This is a genomic window from Salinisphaera sp. LB1 (assembly GCF_003177035.1).
In the GTDB taxonomy this organism is placed as follows: domain Bacteria; phylum Pseudomonadota; class Gammaproteobacteria; order Nevskiales; family Salinisphaeraceae; genus Salinisphaera.
Window position 1 is genome coordinate 1,081,169 of record NZ_CP029488.1, and the last position, 17,930, is coordinate 1,099,098.

16 protein-coding genes are annotated in these 17,930 nt (G+C 63.6%); 6 read left to right on the plus strand and 10 right to left on the minus strand.

Going from position 1 to position 17,930, the window contains the following annotated elements; genetic code table 11:
* Positions 1-9: 9 nt before the first annotated feature.
* From SALB1_RS04905 to SALB1_RS04915, 3 genes are all read right to left on the minus strand, one after another.
* Complete coding sequence (locus SALB1_RS04905; protein WP_109992842.1) at positions 10-1,314, minus strand: NAD(P)/FAD-dependent oxidoreductase; 1,305 nt, start codon at positions 1,312-1,314, stop codon at positions 10-12.
* Positions 1,315-1,460: 146 nt separating this feature from the next.
* Positions 1,461-3,392, minus strand: a complete 1,932-nt coding sequence (locus SALB1_RS04910; protein WP_109992843.1) for an OPT family oligopeptide transporter — start codon at positions 3,390-3,392, stop codon at positions 1,461-1,463.
* Between the two features lie 322 nt (positions 3,393-3,714).
* Entirely contained in the window at positions 3,715-4,014 is a 300-nt protein-coding gene (locus tag SALB1_RS04915; protein WP_109992844.1) for a hypothetical protein, read from the minus strand.
* A 189-nt stretch (positions 4,015-4,203) separates the two neighbouring features.
* Here SALB1_RS04915 and SALB1_RS04920 point away from each other — a divergent pair, with 189 nt between their 5' ends.
* The 4 genes from SALB1_RS04920 to SALB1_RS04935 all read left to right on the plus strand — a co-directional run bounded on the left by SALB1_RS04920 (position 4,204) and on the right by SALB1_RS04935 (position 7,216).
* Positions 4,204-5,028, plus strand: coding sequence for a transporter substrate-binding domain-containing protein (locus tag SALB1_RS04920; RefSeq protein WP_109992845.1), 825 nt, complete (start codon positions 4,204-4,206; stop codon positions 5,026-5,028).
* Between the two features lie 80 nt (positions 5,029-5,108).
* Positions 5,109-5,768 (plus strand): amino acid ABC transporter permease, encoded by a 660-nt coding sequence (locus SALB1_RS04925; RefSeq protein ID WP_109992846.1) that lies wholly within the window; start codon positions 5,109-5,111, stop codon positions 5,766-5,768.
* A gap of 9 nt (positions 5,769-5,777) precedes the next feature.
* Positions 5,778-6,563, plus strand: a complete 786-nt coding sequence (locus SALB1_RS04930) for an amino acid ABC transporter ATP-binding protein (RefSeq protein ID WP_109992847.1) — start codon at positions 5,778-5,780, stop codon at positions 6,561-6,563.
* A complete protein-coding gene (locus tag SALB1_RS04935; protein ID WP_109992848.1) occupies positions 6,560-7,216 on the plus strand; it encodes an amino acid ABC transporter permease in 657 nt (218 codons plus the stop codon). Before SALB1_RS04930 ends, SALB1_RS04935 begins: the two co-directional genes overlap by 4 nt.
* Positions 7,217-7,262: 46 nt before the next feature.
* Here SALB1_RS04935 and SALB1_RS04940 read toward each other — a convergent pair whose 3' ends face one another.
* The 6 genes from SALB1_RS04940 to purU all read right to left on the minus strand — a co-directional run bounded on the left by SALB1_RS04940 (position 7,263) and on the right by purU (position 14,562).
* The gene (locus tag SALB1_RS04940) at positions 7,263-8,141 is read right to left on the minus strand and encodes a glycine betaine ABC transporter substrate-binding protein (protein WP_109992849.1); all 879 of its coding nucleotides are present in this window, start codon (positions 8,139-8,141) and stop codon (positions 7,263-7,265) included.
* 199 nt (positions 8,142-8,340) lie between these two features.
* Complete coding sequence (locus SALB1_RS04945) at positions 8,341-9,219, minus strand: methylenetetrahydrofolate reductase (protein WP_109992850.1); 879 nt, start codon at positions 9,217-9,219, stop codon at positions 8,341-8,343.
* Between the two features lie 24 nt (positions 9,220-9,243).
* The gene (locus SALB1_RS04950; protein WP_109992851.1) at positions 9,244-10,434 is read right to left on the minus strand and encodes a glycine cleavage T C-terminal barrel domain-containing protein; all 1,191 of its coding nucleotides are present in this window, start codon (positions 10,432-10,434) and stop codon (positions 9,244-9,246) included.
* Positions 10,435-10,676: 242 nt separating this feature from the next.
* Positions 10,677-11,630 carry a PLP-dependent cysteine synthase family protein gene (locus SALB1_RS04955; RefSeq protein ID WP_109992852.1) on the minus strand — a complete coding sequence of 318 codons (954 nt, stop codon included), beginning with the start codon at positions 11,628-11,630 and terminating at the stop codon, positions 10,677-10,679.
* A gap of 12 nt (positions 11,631-11,642) precedes the next feature.
* The gene (locus SALB1_RS04960) at positions 11,643-13,346 is read right to left on the minus strand and encodes a folylpolyglutamate synthase/dihydrofolate synthase family protein (RefSeq protein ID WP_179950707.1); all 1,704 of its coding nucleotides are present in this window, start codon (positions 13,344-13,346) and stop codon (positions 11,643-11,645) included.
* Positions 13,279-14,562, minus strand: a complete 1,284-nt coding sequence (purU, locus tag SALB1_RS04965; RefSeq protein ID WP_222843059.1) for a formyltetrahydrofolate deformylase — start codon at positions 14,560-14,562, stop codon at positions 13,279-13,281. The genes SALB1_RS04960 and purU overlap by 68 nt, the downstream gene beginning before the upstream one ends.
* Here purU and asd point away from each other — a divergent pair.
* Both asd and SALB1_RS04975 read left to right on the plus strand, forming a co-directional pair.
* Positions 14,528-15,643, plus strand: coding sequence for an aspartate-semialdehyde dehydrogenase (asd, locus tag SALB1_RS04970; protein ID WP_109992854.1), 1,116 nt, complete (start codon positions 14,528-14,530; stop codon positions 15,641-15,643). The genes purU and asd overlap by 35 nt on opposite strands.
* A 379-nt stretch (positions 15,644-16,022) precedes the next feature.
* Positions 16,023-17,105, plus strand: a complete 1,083-nt coding sequence (locus SALB1_RS04975) for a low specificity L-threonine aldolase (protein WP_109992855.1) — start codon at positions 16,023-16,025, stop codon at positions 17,103-17,105.
* 21 nt (positions 17,106-17,126) lie between these two features.
* Here SALB1_RS04975 and SALB1_RS04980 read toward each other — a convergent pair whose 3' ends face one another.
* Positions 17,127-17,774, minus strand: coding sequence for a hypothetical protein (locus SALB1_RS04980; protein ID WP_109992856.1), 648 nt, complete (start codon positions 17,772-17,774; stop codon positions 17,127-17,129).
* Between the last annotated feature and the right edge of the window lie 156 nt (positions 17,775-17,930).

Consider the following 17,930-nt stretch of genomic DNA (forward strand, 5'->3'; position numbering starts at 1 on the left):
CGGGTCTCGCTAATGCAGCTTCAGCCGCGGCCGAAGCACGCTGTTGAGGCCATCCACGACCGCCTTGAGCGTGGTCTTGAAGATGCCGTGAATGGCCCGCTGGTGCATCCGGTACAGCGACACATAGAACATCTTGGCCAGCTTGCCTTCGATGAACAGGCTGCGCCCGGCGGCACGCCCGCGCATCAGGCTGCCCACCGCATCGAAATGCGCCAATGAGATCAACGAGCCGAAATCACGGTATTTGAACGGCTTCGGCGACTTGCCCTCGATCGTGGCCAGCAGATTGTGGTAGACCGTGCTTGCCATCTGATGCGCCGACTGGGCGCGCGGCGGCACCCATTTGTCCTCGCCCATCGGGCAGGCGGCACAGTCGCCGATGGCAAAGATGCGTTCATCGTCGATACTCACCAGCGTATCGCGCACCCGGATCTGATTATTGGGTCGCGTGGTCAGCCCCAGCTCCGAGAGTACCGAGGCGCCGCGTACCCCGGCGGCCCAGACGGTCAGATCGGCATCGATGCGCTCGCCGGCCTTGGTCAGGAAGCCGCTTTCATCGGCCTGGGTGATCATGGTCTCGGTGTGAATCGTCACCCCCAGGTTGTCCAGCTGACCGGCCACCGAGCGGCTGATCCGTTCCGGCAACGCCGGCAGGATCCGCGGCGCCGCCTCGATCAGGTGCACATCGAGTTGCTCGCGATCGATCTTCGAATAGCCGTAGGACGAGAGCATGTCGGTGGCGGACAACAACTCGGCCGACAATTCCACGCCGGTGGCGCCACCCCCGACGATGGCGATTGAAAGCTGGGAGGCATGCCCGGGGCCACCGTCGCTGTGGCGCAGGAATGTATTGAGCAACGCGCGCCGGAAGGTTTCGGCCTGGCGCGTGCTGTCGAGGAAATAACAATGATCGGCCACCCCCGGCGTGCCGAAATCGTTCGACACACTGCCGATGGCCAGTACGAGGTAATCGTAGGGCAGCTCGCGCTCGGCCAGGATCTGTGTGCCGTCCTCATCGTGAATCGGGGCCAGACGAACCCGGCGTTCGGCGCGATCGATGCCGGTCATCGCGCCCAGCTGGTAGCGATAGCCATGGGTGCGCGCATGCGCCGGATAGGACACTTCGTCCAGGCTCTGGTCCAGCGCGCCGGTCGCCACCTCGTGCAACAGCGGTTTCCAGATATGCGTCGGATTGGCATCAACGAGGATCACCTCGGCCTTGCCGCGACGGCCGAGCTTGCGCCCCAGTCGCGTGACCAGTTCCAGGCCGCCGGCGCCTCCGCCGACGACAACAATGCGCGGTGTATCGGACATATTGCTGTCGTTCCTCCGGGGCCGGCACGATCACGCACCGACAGAACCAGGCCCGCGTCACTTTCCATGACGCGGTCACTCAGGCGCATCATACTTTAGTCTAATGATCGGTACCGAACACCCGGTGCGGCGCTGGCAAGCTCCTGTCAGTCGCCCACGCGCCGCATGGTGGCCCGGTACAGCGCGGCGACCACGACAAAGAATACTACCGTGCCAAGAACCAGAGCGGTCGGCGCAAATCCGGGCCCGACCACGGCCAGCGGTGAATCGGTACCGCTGCCCGCCACGATGCCGGCGAACACCACGCCGAACAGACTCTCGCCGACAATCATCCCGGTCGCGGTCAGCACGCCCAATCGCTTGGCGAATTCGGCGTTCTGCCGACGCGCGGCCCAGCGATCGTAGAACCGCCCGATCACCGCGCCGACCACCACCGGCAGCGTCACGCTCATGGGCAGATACACGCCGATGCCGATCGCCAGCGGCGGCAACCGCATGCGGCCGCTGCGTTCCAGCACTTCGTCGACCCCCACCGCAAGCACGCCGATACCGGCGCCCATCCCGATCATGCCCCAGTTGAGATTACCGCCCAGCACGCCCTTCGCCAGCGACGAAATCAGCGCGGCCTGGGGCGCCGGTAAGGCATTGGCCGTCGCATTCGCGGCCCCGGCGAACCCGAAGGCGGTATTGAGCAATTCCATCACCGGCGGAATCACGAGCGAACCGAAGGCCACGCCGAACACCAGCGCCACCTGCTGTTTCCACGGCGTCGCCCCAACCAGTTGGCCGGTCTTGAGATCCTGCATGTTGTCGTTGGAAATGGTGGCCACGCCAAACACCACGCCGGTGACGATCAGCCCGTACGCTACCAGCGCCTGTGTGGTCGCCGGCGCATGATCGCGCCCGAACAGGCCCACCAGCAGCAACGAGGCCGCCACGATCGAGAGAATGCCGATGCCGGAAATCGGGCTGTTCGACGAGCCGATCAGCCCGGCCATATAGCCCGAAACGGCAGCGATGATCAGCCCGGCCACCACCACAAACACCAGCGACCCCGCGATCAACGGCACGGCAGCCGGGGCCAGCGCACCGCCGGCGATCAGCACCCAGAACAGCACGCCGATCGGCACCAGCGTGGCCAGCGCGACGCCCCCGACGATGCCGATGGGTATGTCGCGTTCCTCGACCGGCCGTTCGCCGCCGGCACGCACCGCGGACGAGGCCGCCAGGGCCGAACGGATGCCGGCCAGCACCGGGCCAATGATGCGCAGCAGCGTCCAGATCGCGGCCACTCCGATCACCCCGGCGCCGAGAAAACGCACGTCGCCGGAAAACACGGTCTGTGCGATGTGCGCCGGCGAACCGGTGACCGCACTCATGGCGGTGAGCAGCGGCAACGCGACCCACCAGCCAATGACCAGGCCGACCAGCATGGCCATGCCCACCGACAGCCCCACCAGATGACCGGCACCGAGCAGCGCGAACGAGAGGCTGCCGGAAATACCGGTGGCACCACCGGCGCCGGTGCGGAACCACAGCGACGCCTCGCCGGCCACCACCTTCATCTGGGCGGCCAGAGCGAACGCCGCGGAGGCCAGGCCGTTGACCGCGATCACCGCCAGCCCGGCCGTGCTCTCGGCCGCGCCTTCGCGCGAGCCGGCGCCGACCTTGAGCACCTCGGCCGCCGCCCGGCCTTCCGGATAGGGCAGATCGGTATCGACCACCAGCGCCCGCCGCAGCGGTACCGAGAACATCACGCCGAGCAGCCCGCCCGTGGCGCAGATCACGGCCGTGGTGACGAAATCGAAGCCCTGCCACCAGCCGATCATCACCAGCCCGGGCAGCACGAAGATGATCGCCGACAGGGTGCCGGCGGCCGAGGCCACCGTCTGGACGATATTGTTTTCCAGAATCGTCGAATCCGAAAACACCCGCAGCACCGCCATCGAGATCACGGCGGCGGGGATCGAGGTGGCGAACGTCAAACCGACCTTCAAGCCGAGATAGACGTTGGCCGCGGTGAAGAACAAGGTAATCAAGCCGCCCAGGAGAATACCCCGGACGGTCAGCTCGGCCATGCCCGAGCGTTGGCTGGTCTTACGACGCACGCTACCCCCAAGAGACGTTGTTTCCCTACGCCACGCGGGCGTGATTCGCCCAGTGTAGCGTGTCACGACACCGGTACGATCCGGCTATTCAAGACTCGGGCCGACCGCGGCGGCGCGCCCCGCCGCGATGCCTCGGAATGGCCGGATCCCACCGGGCGTTGACCGTCGACCGCAGCGCGCAATCTGCGCCGGCCGGCCGATGCCAGCGCACCTGAACACGTCGGCCGATGCCCGATGGTCACACAGCCCAGCCGCGCACCTGGTGGCGCAGCACCGGCGTCGGGGCGGCCGTCTAATCCGACGGCCCCGCCAGATCCATGCCATGCAGGACCCGATCGCCACGATCGTTAGCGACCGCACGTTGCTGAGTCTGCAGCGAATAGACCAGCGCGCAGCATTGAGCGAGCGTCAGGCAGACAAGCAACGCAATCCCGACCCGTGTCTGTCGCGACGCATCCCGGCTGGCCTCCTCGTCGGGCAAACCCTGATACGCTTTGGCAAGCAGCACGCGGCGCGCCGGCACGATCAGGTTAAGAAGAACAACGGCGACCAGCGGCAAATAAGCGATTGTCGATAACAGCAGCAGACCCAAAACGCCTCCCAGCCGATGTGATCCGGGCAGTCAACTAATCAGACTTTGCCGTTCGGGACAACGATCCATCGTTGCAATGGCTGAATCTCCGATCGCGGTATGCTTCAATAAGCGGTCGCCGCCGCGAACTCGGGTAGTCGCCGGCGGGGCCTGGGTGGATTTCGTCTTTTTTAAAAACCGGAACTTGCGATGCGCCTGATTTGTATTCTCTCGATCGCGCTGGCCGCGATGCTGGGCTCCACGGCCGCGCTGGCCAAAACCTATATCGCCGGCGTGGAACCGTCCTTCCCGCCATGGGCCGCGGTCGATCACGGTCAGGTGGTCGGCATTGCGCCGGACGCCGTACGGGCCATCGCCAAGCAACAGGGTTTCGACGTCAAGTTTCGCTCGATGTCGTTCTCGTCACTGATCCCGGCGCTCAAGGCCGGCAAGATCGACCTGCTGGTCACCGGGCTGACCGTTACGCCCAAGCGTGCGCAGCAGATCGACTTCACCGTGCCCTGGTGGCAGATCAAGCTCGATGTGCTGGTGCCGGCCGACTCCAAACTCACCGCCAAGACGGCACTGTCAGGCGGCCATACCGTCGGCGTGCAGACCGGCACCACCAATTACGACTATCTGAAGCATCAGATCGTGGACAAGGGCGGCAACATCCAAATCAAGACCTATGAACAGGGCACCACCGCCCTGCAGGACTTGCTGATCGGGCGTATCGACGCGCAGTTCCTGGACGACGATACCGCCCGGAAGTTCGTCGCCGACAACCCGGGCAAGGTCAAGATCGCCGGCGAGATCAGCCCCAAGCCGCCGCAGGTGTATGCCATCGGCGTGAAGAAGGGCAACACGGCGCTGTTGAAGAAGCTCAATGCCGGCGAAGTGGCGATCTACAAGTCCGGCGAATGGGCCAGGATCGTGCACAAGTACATGCCGAGCGCGAAGATTACGCCGGTGCCGGGCCCGATGCCGGCCGGCATCGACTCCTACCACAAACCGATTCCCGGTCTGTCGCAGTAAGAGTTCTCTCATGAACGGGCCGGCGCTCGCCCACCGCGATCGCCGGCTTTTTTGATTCGATTGCGCGCGCCTTCACGCCGATGATCTATCAGGCCCTTTGGGAAAATCTGCCCTACCTCGCCGAAGGCGCGGCGGTCACGGTCGCCCTGGCCGTAGCGCTGCTCGCGATCGGCGTGGTGGTGGGCACGACCCTCGGGCTGGCCCAGAGCTATGGCCACTGGACGTTGCGTGTCGGCGCCACGCTCATCGAGCGGCTGTTCCGCGCGATACCGGCGGTCGTGCTGCTGTTCCTGTTTTACTACGGCATTTCCGGGTTCTACGATATTTCGTCGTTCGCGGCCGCCGCGCTTGCGCTCGGCCTGCGCTCGGCCGCCTATCAATCGCAGATCGTGCGCGGCGCGATCGCCTCGGTGCCATCCGGGCAGATGGCCGCGGCCCGCGCCATCGGGCTGACGCGGCGCGCGGCCATCGTGCATATCGTGCTGCCACAGGCGATGCGCCAGGCGCTCGGCCCCTGGACCAACGAGGCGCTGTCGGAACTCAAGGACACCTCACTGGCCTATACCATCGGCGTGGTCGAGTTGATGCGTCAGGCCGACTACATCGTATCCGCCAACTACGGCCATACACTGGTGGTCTACTCGGCCGCCGCCGTCGTTTATCTCGTGCTCTCGCTCACCGCGACCTGGGGCCTGTCGCGGCTCGATCGCCGTCTGCGCGTGCCCGGTTTCGCCCACTAGCCGTCCGCCATGACTGTATCCGCCACGCACCTGATGCGGGTTTCGCATCTGACCAAACGCTTCGGCGAACATACCGTGCTCGACGACGTGTCGCTCGACGTCACGGCCGGCGAGGTGAAGGGCGTCATCGGCCCGTCCGGAGCCGGCAAGTCAACGCTGATCCGTTGTCTGAACGGCCTGGAACCGATCGATGCGGGCGCAATCTGGCTCGATGACACCGAACTCACGGCGAGAAAAGCCGACCTGGACGCCCTGCGTTCGCGCATCGGCTTCGTGTTTCAGGACTTCAACCTGTTCACCCACCTGACCGTGGCCGACAATCTCATGCTCGGGCTGCGCCGGGTGCGCGGCTTCAAGCGCGCCGAGGCCGAGACCATCGCCCGGCGCGAGCTCGAGCGCGTCGGCCTGGCCGCGAAATGGCAGGCCTTTCCGGCGGAGCTGTCCGGCGGTCAGCAGCAGCGTGTTTCGATCGCGCGGGCACTGGCCATGCAACCGGAACTGATGCTGTTCGACGAACCGACCTCCGCACTCGACCCGGAATCGGTGGGCAGCGTGCTGCGGGTGATGCGCGAACTCGTGGCCGAAGGCATGACCATGATCATCGTCTCGCATGAGATGGCCTTCATCGAGGCCGTGGCCGACGACGTGCTGTTCATGGCCGAGGGGCGCGTGGTGGAAGAAGGCCCGGCCCACCAGATCTTCCACGAAGCGCGCGAACAACGCACCCGCGACTTCATCGACGGTATCGCCGCCGCGCTGGTCGGCGAGGCCGACGACACCGGGCAGGCGCGATGAGCGGCTGGTTCGCCTTCGCCTGGGCGAATCTGCCGGCCTTGCTGCACGGCACCGGCTACACGCTGGCGATCTGGGCGGTGGCAATGATCGGCGGATTTATCGCCGGCTGGATTCTGGCCGTGGCCCGGGTCTACGGCGACCCGGTCTCGCGCGCGCTGGCCACGGGCTATATCGAACTCATCCGCGGCACGCCGCTGCTGGTGCAGATGTTCATCGTCTATCAGGGGCTGCCGCAGGTGGGGATCGTGTTCGCGCCGCTCACCGCTGCGATGGTCGCGATCGGCATCAACACCGCTGCCTACCAAGCCGAGTATTTCCGCGCCGGCATTCGCGCGGTACGCCCGGGCCAGCTCGCCGCCGGACGCGCGATCGGGCTGACCCGGATGCAAACCATCGGTCACATCGTGTTGCCGCAGGCCTGGCGCATCGCCCTGCCGCAGTGGTCCAACGAAGTCATCATCGAACTGAAATACACTTCGGTGGCATTCGCCATCAGCGTGCCCGAACTCATGGGCCAGGCGAAGATGATCGGGGCCGACAGCTTCAAGTATTTCCAGATCTTTCTGGTCGCCGCGTTGATCTATCTGGTACTGGTCAGCGCAATCACGCTGGTACTCGATCAGGTCGAGCGGCGCTACGCACTGCGGCAGTAGACGGGTCGCGGGCCCCGGCCGGCACCGGGGCCGGGGCTGTCGAGTGTCATGAATGACTCCCGAGCCACGATTTGACCAGGTCCGGGTGCTGCGCGATGAAGCGCTTGGCCGCGGCGTCGTAGGACGTCTTGTTGGCGTCGGCCAGCATCGCGTTGACATCATCCAGCTTGAAGTGCATGCGCGAGAACATCGCGGCGACCCGCGGATAGTTCTGCTTCAGCGACGGGTTGGCAATGGTATCGACGTGTTCCGCACTGCCCAGCGCCTTCTTCGGGTCCTTGAGATAGCGCAGGTCGAAGCGCTGCCACATCCAGTGCGGGCTCCAGCCCGTGACCACGATCCACTGATGGTTGGCGATCGCGCGCTTGAGCGCGGCGGTCATCGCCGGGCCGCTGGCGGTGATCAGGCGCATGTGATTCAGACCATAAGCCTTGAGCGCCTGATGCGAGGCCTGCATTTCGCCGGCACCAGCCGAGATGCCCTGGATCTTGTGATGCAGTTTTTTCTGGATCGCCGGTTTCTCAAGGTCGGCGATACTGTTCAACTGATCCTTCGGCACATAGCTCGGCACCACCCAGCCAATACGCGCGCCGTTGTAGATCGTGCCGAGGATATCGACCTGATCCTTGACCCGCTTCATGTAGGCGGCGTGGGTCTTGGGCAGCCAGGCCGCCATGAACAGGGCGTTGTCGTTGTGGGCCGTGCCGAGAAACGCCACCCCCACCGAAACCGACTTGAGCCGGACACGGGCATCGTAGTGTTGTTCGATCAGGTCCCGGGCCACGCGACTCATGGCTTCGTCGCCAGCATAGTTGTCGGTGTAAATGGTAATCGGCGCCGTGGCGGCCATCGCGGTGCCCGTGACGACGACCGCAAGCAACAGGGCAGCCGTGACGGCGCGAATACAACACAGAAACGAGTTCATCCTGAGGCACCTTCCATTTCAATAAAGCTTGAACATGACAAGCCTCGACGGAAGATGCAATACGGACTGAACACGGCGCGATGAGCCGTGCACCACCGCAGTGTGTATAGGCGAGCGTAAAACGGGCCGCGCATCCAGCGCCATGCCCGGATGGTCTGCGGAACCAAACTGCTGCTATCGTCGCCGGTCGCCGTGGCTCTCAGTCGTAACCCGCGGCGTCCCCAACGGCGTTTTCCATGTGCCACGCCTTGAGCTGTTCCTGCCGCCAGGCTTCGGTTGCCTCGACCTGGTTGAAGGTGTTGATGTGGAGCCCGGCCAGATTCAGCGACCGGTCGTCGAAAGCCGCCGCGAGATCGCGGATGAGCGCATCCGGCCGATACTTCGAGCCACTGATCAACCCGCCGATAAGACCGGCGTTCTTGCGCAGGAAACGGATCGAATCGCCGATTCCGATACGCATCGCGATATTGATCAGTTTGGTCCGTGCGACCACCCCGGGTATGCCGACATACAGCGGTAATGACACACCGCTCTCGCGCCGCGTCCGCCGGAGCCAGTCGAGCGTGGATTGAGCGTTGAAACAGATCTGGCTGACCATGTAGTCAGCATGCTCGGCCTTGGCGACCAGAGCCTGGCTGAGCGTCGCATCGTCGATGAAGCCGTGCCCTTCCGGATAGCAGGGCACACCGATGCTGGCGAGTTCGGCTCCGGAATCCCGGAGCGTACGCACCAATTCATAGCCACTGGCGAACGCGCCCGGGGTATCGGTACGATCACCGGCGATCACAAACACGTGGCGAACGCCGGCATCGTCCATGCGCGTCAGCAGTCGATCGAGATGGTTTCGATCCACGATGCGCCGCGCCGCCAGATGCGCGACCGCCGTCAGATTCATGGCTTGCAGCTTGGCCGCGAACTCGACCGTACCGTCCACGCCCTGATCCGGCGAACAGGTCACGGTAGCTATTGCGCCCGCTGGCAGATTGCGGGCGGCGTCCAGCCCGTTCTTGATCGGCATGATTTCGAAGTCGGGGCGGGCTAACGCCCGCCCCATTCCCGTTTTTTCGTCGCTGGTCATGGCAAACACCGTATCCGTGAATTTTTAGCCTTTCGGGATTTCCTTTTTCGGATCGTAGAAAGGCTTCTCGACCACGATCGCGTCCTGCGGGCCATGCTGCGTGGTCACCGACAGCTCGGTTCCGATCTCGGTCTGCTCGATCGGGACCATGGCCAGGCCAATGTTTTTTTCCAGGCGCGGCGAGTAGCAGGCCGAAGTGACCTGTCCGATTCGCTCGTCGCCGGTATAGACCGGGAACACGTCGATCATCGAGCCATCGTTGAAGGAGCCGACCGAGGCGCCGCCGATTTCAACGCCGACCAGCTTGCGCGATACGCCTTGCGCCTTGACGCGCTCGAGTGCAGCACGTCCGACGAAGTCATCGTCGTTGCGCAGGTCGACCATCCACTTGTAGCCCATGCCGACTTCGAATGGGTTGGTGTCGTACCAGATGTCGCAGCCGAAGGCGAGAATGCCGCCCTCGATGCGGCGTATATGGCAGGGGCCGATCACCTGCATGCCATGCGGGCGGCCGGCTTCGAGCACCCGGTTCCACAATCGCTGGCCGTTGGCCGTCGCATTGCGTAGATAAATCTCGTAACCGAGCTCGCCCGTGTAGCCGGTCCGCGAGACGACCACGCTCATGTCGTCGATCATGAACTCGCCCATGTAGTAGTAGGGCATCTCGAGGATCGATTCCCCGACCAGATCGATCATGACCTTCTTGGCTTTGGGGCCCTGAACCTGGACCGGCGCCACATCCACTTCCTGGATAGTGACATCGTAGTTGGATTGGTAGGCCACGCCCTTGGCCCAGAGTATGACGTCGCTATCGGCCAGCGACAGCCAGAATTTGTTCTCTTCCAGACGCAGCAGCACCGGATCATTCTGGATACCGCCGTCGGGCAGCGTGACGAAGGCATATTTGCACTGGTAGACATCACACTGCCGCAGATCGCGCGAAACCAGGCTGTTGGTGAATTCAAAGGCATCCGGCCCGGAAATTTCGATCTGGCGTTCGACGCCGACATCCCATAACGTGACGTCGTTCACCAGAGCCCAGTATTCGGCGACCGGATCGCCGTAATGGCGCGGATGATAGTGGTGGTTGTAGACACTGTATTGCGCCACGCCGTGTTGCCGCGAAGCATAAAAGAACGGCGATTTGCGGATCCGGGGATACAACAGCATGCCCGGGTCGGGATTGACGTGGCGTTGTGGAGCAGTAGCACTCATTGGCGGCCTCACTGATTTTTTGACAGCAATTGGTGGCCTCCGGCAGCAGTCGCATACTGGAAAACCATTGCCTGCGACTGCGCCGCCGTTACTTTTACCTGACCACAGCTGCGGCCAGGCCGCTGGCCGGCAGACGACTTCCGGTTATGCAGTGACGCCATCCCCACTTTTGCCATCCGCTAACCCAGCCATGGGCCTGGCAGTAACGGCTGGATCAATATTCAGCGTCCGGCGCCAGTCGATCAGGCGTTTTGCGTCTCCGAAGCGGATTCCTGTTCGGCCCCATCATCCGTCAGGAAATGCTCATTGACATATTTCTCGCCCTCGTCGCAAAACAGCGTGACGATCGTCTTCAACTCCGGGAATTGTTCGCGCACTTGTCGCGCGGCGGCCATATGAGCGCCCGAACTCGGCCCCACGAGCAAACCGTGCTTGCGAGCGAGCTCTCGCATGGTTTGCAGCGACTGTTGACTGGTCACCGGATAAACCGCGTCGACCAGATGGCGGCTGCTGGCATAGATGCCCGGCACGAAACCGTCGGAAATACCCTCGATCGCGTGTTCCCCGACCTCGCCACAGCTGATCGTGGCGGATTCCGACGGCTCCATGGCAAACAGGCGGACATTCGGGTTGACCTGCCGGAACGCCTGACCGACCCCGATCAGCGTACCGCCGGTGCCCACGCCCATGACCAACGCATCCGGCACACGGCCAGCCGGCAATTGATCCAGAATCTCGCGCCCCAGCAGTACGCGGTTCTCCTCTGCGTTGTCTTCCGATTCGAACTGCGACGGGCAGAAATAACCCGGCTGCTGGCCCAGCTCCCGCGCCTTGTCCAGAGCCTCGTTGACATGGAATTGTCCGGTGAAAAGGATCTCGGCGCCATAGGCCTGGGAGATCGCAACACGTTCACTGGTCATGCCTCGGGGCATGACCACCAGCATCCGATAGCCCTTGACTGCCGCCACCATGGCCAGCGCATTGCCTGTATTGCCGCTGGTGGCTTCGACGATTGTGTCGCCGGGCGAAAGTCGACCGTCCTGTTCGGCGCGCTCGATCATGTATTTGGCAATCCGCGCTTTGATCGACCCCGAGGGATTGGTGAACTCCAGTTTCACAAATATGCCGTCGACCTCCATCAGCGGCGTGTTACCGATGGTTTCCAGTATGTTGCTGATCATGCCTTGACCGATCATCGCAGTCCTCTTTCAGTTGCAGCCGTCGGGAGCGCCTTGCGACTCCGACTCAGTGTGATGCTTATCAACTTGCGACAGTTCTTTTCGGAGTGCATGAACCCATGCGACGTCATGTTGCGCTGAGCCGTCGCCTGGTATGTCTGGATTTCGATGGACTGCCCCGCCACATGGCCGAGCCGCCCCGCGCCTTCCCGACAAGCCGGCTCGTTGCTTCGAACTTTGATCCTCGGGCTCGGACCAGCCTCTTTCTCGCGCATAAGCCCGGGTTCGGCCCACGAGATGAACCGATCCGGTGGCACAGACCAATCCGTTCCGACCGGCCAATCTTGCGGCCCCGCGTAGCGCTGTCGTCGGATCGACCTCGACATGGACCGGTGCCGCAGCGCAGTGCAACGCCTCGATTTCGCCGGCTATATCGTTGGGGTCACGACCACGCGCTGCATCCGCTTGTGTGACTACGATGCCATCCGCCAGCCCCCAAAGCCCGGGCGACAAAGCGTCGGGCCCGTGCCCGGCAGAAAAAGCCACCACCAGAATGCGGGGCCTGACGTCGTATTCGGACAGCATCCGGGCCAGCAACACCGAGGACGCTGGCGTATGCGCGCCGTCGGCCAGAAATATCGGCGCGTCGCCCAAGTGCTCCAACCGCCCTGGCAATCGCAGATCGATCAAGGCGTTGGCAATGTTGCGTTCGTCGACTGTGATATCGGGTATTCGACGGGCTGCCGCGACCGCCAGGGCCAGATTATCGGCCAGCCAGTAGAGGGCCGGTGCAAGCGTCAGAGGCAGTTCATAATCGGGCTCAAAGTACCGCAGTTGGCCCGATGACGGTCGGGCATCGCGCTCCACATGGAAATCCTGGCCCAGCCAAAGCAGGCGCGCACCGATCGCCTGTCGCCGAAGCTCGACTTCCCTAGCCGCTACCGGCGGCAAACGTCCGATGATCGCGGTGCGGTCGGCCGCAAGCACCCCGGCCTTTTCGCGGGCCACATCACCAAGCTCCGGACCGATGACCTGCAAATGTTCGGGCTCGACGGTCGTCAGCACCGCTAGACCGGCGTCCAGTACGGCCGTCGCGTCGGTAGCCGCTCCAATGCCCGCTTCGACAATAACCACATCAAGCCCACGGCGCACGAATATCAACAGCGCCGCCACCAGACAGACTTCGAAGAAATCCGGCCCGCTCCCGGGTCGCCGGCGCAGCGCTGCCACATCGGGGGCCAATTCGGCGAGAACAGCGGCGAATTCATCGGCGGGCACGGGCCCGCCCGCCACGCGAATACGCTCGCACCAGTGTTCAATATGTGGTGAAACAAAAGCACCGGTGCGCCACCCCGCCTGAGTCAGCATGGCTTCGAGCATCAACGCGGTGCTGCCTTTTCCCTTGGATCCGGCAATACGCACGACGCGCAGGCCCCGCTGTGGATCGCCGTGGCGTGATAGCAACGTAGCCAGGGCGGTGCGCGGCGAATCACGCATCCGGGACGACGGCGCTCGGGCGAGATCATTCAGGTAGTGGTCGATCCACGTACCGGCATCGAGCGCCCCGAAAGAGTTCATGATTCGACAGCGCACTTTGACATCAAGACAGGCCCCGAGAGTGCATGTTCGACGATTCCGACACCCCGGGCGTGACGATGCATCGCGCCTAGCGGAACACGATGGTCTTTCTGCCATCGATGAACACACGGCGTTCAACGTGAAGCTGAACCGCACGAACCAGCGACCATGTTTCGATATCCCGTCCCACATCGGACAGATCGGTCGGTGAGTACGGATTGTCCACCCGCTCGACGACCTGCTCGATGATCGGCCCGTCATCGAGATTGGCGGTGACATAATGCGCGGTCGCACCAATCACCTTCACCCCGCGCTCGAACGCCTGCTCGTAGGGATGCGCGCCCTTGAAACCCGGCAGAAACGAGTGATGAATATTGATCGCACGCGCATGCAGTTTATCGCAGGCATGCTCGGAAAGAATCTGCATGTAACGGGCCAGAACAAGCAACTCGGTATCAGTCTCACGCATCAACTCGAGCAGCTTGTCCTCCTGTTCGATCTTGTTGTCCTTGTTGACAGGCAGGTAGTGGAACGGCACGTCGTACATTCGTGCCGTATCCTCGAGCGTTCGATGGTTGGATACGATCGCGGTGATCTCGATGTTGAGTTTACCCAGCTGCTGTCGATACAGGAGGCTGAGCAGACAATGATCCGTCTTCGACACCATGATGATGGTCCGTACGGGCTCATCGGGGTCGTAGAGCCGCCAGTCCATCGCCCAGTCGGCCGACCGCTCGGCAAATTCCTCACGGATGAATTCGGCCGATAACGGCCGATCGGCGCTGACCCGAAACATGGTACGGGCAAAGAACAGACCGGTCCGCGAATCATCATGCTGATCCATTTCGATGATGTAGCAATCACATTCCGCGAGAAACTCCGAAATCAACGCCACGGTACCGGCACGACCGGGACATACCGTGTTCAGAATGAATGCCTTGCCATATTTGTCCCGACTTTCCATTGTCCCGGCCTTCACTTTGAGTTTCTGTGACATCGCCCGACCCGGGCTCGGAACATTAATAATAGGGTCGCGAAAACTGATGCGGCTGTTTCGCAGGCGACCGATTGTTGTCGTCAGACGCCGGCCTCGGGAGCCGAGCATCCGAAGACTATCCACGGACAACACGCGCGACTGCGCCATAGCGTGCCTATGGCAAAGGAACGCAAAGCGGTGATGGGCGCGCACAGGCATTTCCTTCGGAATATAGAGTGCGCGGCGGCCCGCCCAGGGCGACCCACGATCGCGTCCGGGCCGGCCGATTCGGCGAAAGGCGCGGTCCGCGTTAGACTTCGGCATGGATACAACGCAACCAGACGACATTCGAGGTAATACAATGTTGAAAGTCGGTTTCGTGGGCTGGCGCGGCATGGTGGGCTCGGTCCTCATGCAACGCATGCTGGCCGACAACGACTACGAGGGGCTGGAACCGGTCTTCTTTTCCACCTCTCAGGCCGGCCAGCCCGGCCCGGATATCGGCCGCGACGTACCGGCCCTGGCCGACGCCAAGGACATCGCTGCCTTGGCCGAGATGGACGTGATCGTGACCTGCCAGGGCGGCGATTACACCGGCGAGGTGTACGGCCCGCTGCGCGATTCCGGTTGGAACGGCTACTGGATCGATGCCGCCAGCAAGCTGCGCATGGCCGACGATTCGACCATCGTGCTCGATCCGGTCAACCGCGACGTGATCGATGCCGAGCTGGAAAAAGGCACCAAAACCTTCTGCGGTGGCAATTGCACGGTCAGCCTGATGCTCATGAGCCTGGGCGGGCTGTTCGAGCGCGACCTGATCGAGTGGATGTCAGCGATGACCTATCAGGCCGCCTCCGGCTCGGGGGCGACCCACATGCGCGAGCTGCTCAACCAGATGGGCGCGCTGCACGACGCGGTCAAGCCCCAGCTCGACACGCCGTCCTCCGCGATTCTCGACATCGACCGCGACGTCACCGCCACCATGCGCGGCGCGGATTTCCCGGTCGAACAGTTCGGCTATCCGCTGGCCGGCTCGGCCCTGCCCTGGATCGACGCGCCGATGGAATCCGGCCAGTCCAAGGAGGAATGGAAGGCCGGCGCCGAATCCAACAAGATTCTCGGCCGCCAGGATCAGCCGATCCCGATGGACGGCCTGTGCGTACGCATCGGCTCCATGCGCTGTCATGCCCAGGCGTTCACCATCAAGCTCAAGCGCGACATCCCCACGGCCGAGATCGAGCAGATGCTGGCCGACCACAACGAATGGGTGAAGGTCGTGCCCAACGACAAGGACGCCACGCTCGAGCATCTCACCGCGGCGGCCGTGTCCGGCACACTGACCGTACCGGTCGGACGTATCCGCAAACTGGCCATGGGCGGCGAATATCTCACCGCCTACACCGTGGGCGATCAACTGCTCTGGGGCGCAGCCGAGCCGCTCAAGCGCATGCTGGCAATCATTCGCGGCCAGATCTGATCGCGACGATGCCATCGCCGATGCCGGGCACAGCCGGCATCGTACCGTCACGCAACGCCGCCCGCGAGGCGGCGTTTTTGCATGGCTTTCCCGGGGGCAGTGATGGTGGCATAAGCGCACGCGGCCGCGGCTTCAGTGATACTGCACGGGCGCGCGGTAACGCAGCGCCGGCCGCAGGCACGCAACAAACCTCGACGCGCCCCAGAGTAATGCGGGTGTAAGATGCGCGGCACAGCCTGAACACGCCGCCCTGTCATCGCCGTCGCGATCGCACGATTCCTGCATGCCATCGAAGGCAACGGCCAGCACGGACACCTGACAACGCAACCGTGCCGCCTTGCGATACGCCGCTGAAACGTCCAAGAACCGAGGTTTGCGCATGTCCACAACCAAGACCGCTACAACGGTGGCCGACGACGACGCCAGCTCCCCGCGTTTTTTAGCCAGCGATAACACGTCGGGGATCTGCCCCGAGGCGATGGATTATCTGCATCGCGCCAATGCGGCGGATGATCTGGCCTATGGCAACGACCGCTGGACGGCCGAAGCGTCCGATGCGTTTCGCGATCTGTTCGAGACTGACTGCGAAGTGTTCTTCGTGTTCAACGGCACGGCGGCAAATTCGCTGGTGCTGGCGTCGCTGTGCCAGTCGTACCACAGCGTGATCTGTCATCAGCTGGCGCATATCGAGACCGATGAATGCGGCGGCCCCGAGTTCTTCTCCAACGGTTCCAAGCTGCTGACCGTACCGGGCGACTCCGGCCGCATCACGCCCGGCGGCATCGAAACCACCGTGACCAAGCGCGGCGACATTCACTACCCGCGCCCGCGGGTGGTCTCGCTGACGCAGGCCACGGAGGTCGGCACCGTCTACGACCTGGAACAACTGCGCGCGATCCGCGAGGTCGCCGACCACCACGACCTGCGCGTGCACATGGATGGTGCCCGCTTTGCCAACGCCTGCGCCGGGCTGGATGTATCGCCGGCCGAGCTGACCTGGCGCGCCGGTGTCGATGTGCTGTGTTTTTCCGGCACCAAGAACGGGCTGGCCTTCGGCGAGGCCGTGATCTTCTTCGACAAGCGGCTCGCGCTGGATTTCGAATACCGCTGCAAGCAGGCCGGCCAGCTGGCCTCGAAGATGCGCTACCTGGCCGCCCCCTGGCTCGGCCTGCTGGAAACCGGCGCCTGGTTGTCCAACGCACGCCACGCCAACGCCATGGCCCGGCGCCTGGCCGACGGTGTGGCCGATCTGGCGGACGTGAAGCTGATGTTCGACGTCCAGGCCAACAGCGTGTTCCTGGAGATGCCGGCGGCCTTGCAGAACGCGCTGCGGGCCCGCCACTGGACGTTCTACACCTTCATCGGCGAGGGCGGCGTGCGTTTTGTCTGCAGCTGGAATACCACGCCGGAACTGATCGATTCGCTGGTCGCCGATATCCATCAGGCCGTCGTGGCGGCCTGATGCGCACCCGAGCCCCGGGGGTTATTGCCGCCCCTCGATGGCGGCCAGCAGCACGGCCATGGCAATCGCCAGACGCCGGTCAACCGCGCCGCTCTCGCCCGGCGACAGGTCGATGTCGAGCTTGTAGATGAACGGATTGAAGTGCTGGCGAAAATGCGCGACGGGCCGGTCGTGCCGGGTCAGCGCGTAGCGCTGCGGAAAGAAGTAGCCGAGCAGCCCCACCAGTGGTATCTCGCCGGCGAACTCGATCAGCCGGCGCAACAGCGACTTGCCGAGCGAATCCTCGGTCAGCTCCGCCAAGGGCTGGCCGGCGGCATCCAGCATCTGCCAATGATCGCGCACGAAGGTCGAGCGCAGACCCGAGCGGCGCAGGGTGCCGATACGCGCCTGCGCGCGGCTGTCCTCGACGTCGTAGGCGCCGGAGAAGTCAAAGATGCTGTCGGTCCGGATACGGAGGACTTCGTCGCGCCGGCCGGCATCGGCGTAGATCCGAATATCCTCCTTCAGCCGGAAGCGCTTCATCTCGGCGTACAGGCACAGGCGGCCCCGGCTGTCGTGCAGTTCGTAAGCACCGCCGAACAACCGGAAGAAGCGGCTTCGCAGAACATAGCGCGTGGCCTGCAGGGGATCGGCCGTGGCGACGGCTGCACGGGGCTCGGCATGACGCATACAGGCTCCGGAACGAGTCAGGCCTGCGATTGTGCCCGAACCCGGGCGGACGGCGCCGGCCGGCGGCATGACGCCGAAACCCGTCGGCCGCCGGTGCGCCCGGCCCGCTGATCGGCGTTGCGGGAAACGGGGTTAACTTTTATTTGACGCCAAGGC

Bases quoted from the DNA above. Each gene is read 5' to 3' on its own strand.
- SALB1_RS04945 (WP_109992850.1), bottom strand. From the start codon at position 9,219: ATGACCAGCGACGAAAAAACGGGAATGGGGCGGGCGTTAGCCCGCCCC.
- SALB1_RS04925 (WP_109992846.1), top strand. From the start codon at position 5,109: ATGATCTATCAGGCCCTTTGGGAAAATCTGCCCTACCTCGCCGAAGGC.
- purU (WP_222843059.1), bottom strand. From the start codon at position 14,562: ATGCCGCGCCAGCCCACGAAACCGACTTTCAACATTGTATTACCTCGA.
- asd (WP_109992854.1), top strand. From the start codon at position 14,528: ATGTTGAAAGTCGGTTTCGTGGGCTGGCGCGGCATGGTGGGCTCGGTC.
- SALB1_RS04910 (WP_109992843.1), bottom strand. From the start codon at position 3,392: ATGGCCGAGCTGACCGTCCGGGGTATTCTCCTGGGCGGCTTGATTACC.
- SALB1_RS04940 (WP_109992849.1), bottom strand. From the start codon at position 8,141: ATGAACTCGTTTCTGTGTTGTATTCGCGCCGTCACGGCTGCCCTGTTG.
- SALB1_RS04955 (WP_109992852.1), bottom strand. From the start codon at position 11,630: ATGATCGGTCAAGGCATGATCAGCAACATACTGGAAACCATCGGTAAC.
- SALB1_RS04920 (WP_109992845.1), top strand. From the start codon at position 4,204: ATGCGCCTGATTTGTATTCTCTCGATCGCGCTGGCCGCGATGCTGGGC.
- SALB1_RS04905 (WP_109992842.1), bottom strand. From the start codon at position 1,314: ATGTCCGATACACCGCGCATTGTTGTCGTCGGCGGAGGCGCCGGCGGC.
- SALB1_RS04935 (WP_109992848.1), top strand. From the start codon at position 6,560: ATGAGCGGCTGGTTCGCCTTCGCCTGGGCGAATCTGCCGGCCTTGCTG.
- SALB1_RS04975 (WP_109992855.1), top strand. From the start codon at position 16,023: ATGTCCACAACCAAGACCGCTACAACGGTGGCCGACGACGACGCCAGC.
- SALB1_RS04980 (WP_109992856.1), bottom strand. From the start codon at position 17,774: ATGCGTCATGCCGAGCCCCGTGCAGCCGTCGCCACGGCCGATCCCCTG.
- SALB1_RS04950 (WP_109992851.1), bottom strand. From the start codon at position 10,434: ATGAGTGCTACTGCTCCACAACGCCACGTCAATCCCGACCCGGGCATG.
- SALB1_RS04930 (WP_109992847.1), top strand. From the start codon at position 5,778: ATGACTGTATCCGCCACGCACCTGATGCGGGTTTCGCATCTGACCAAA.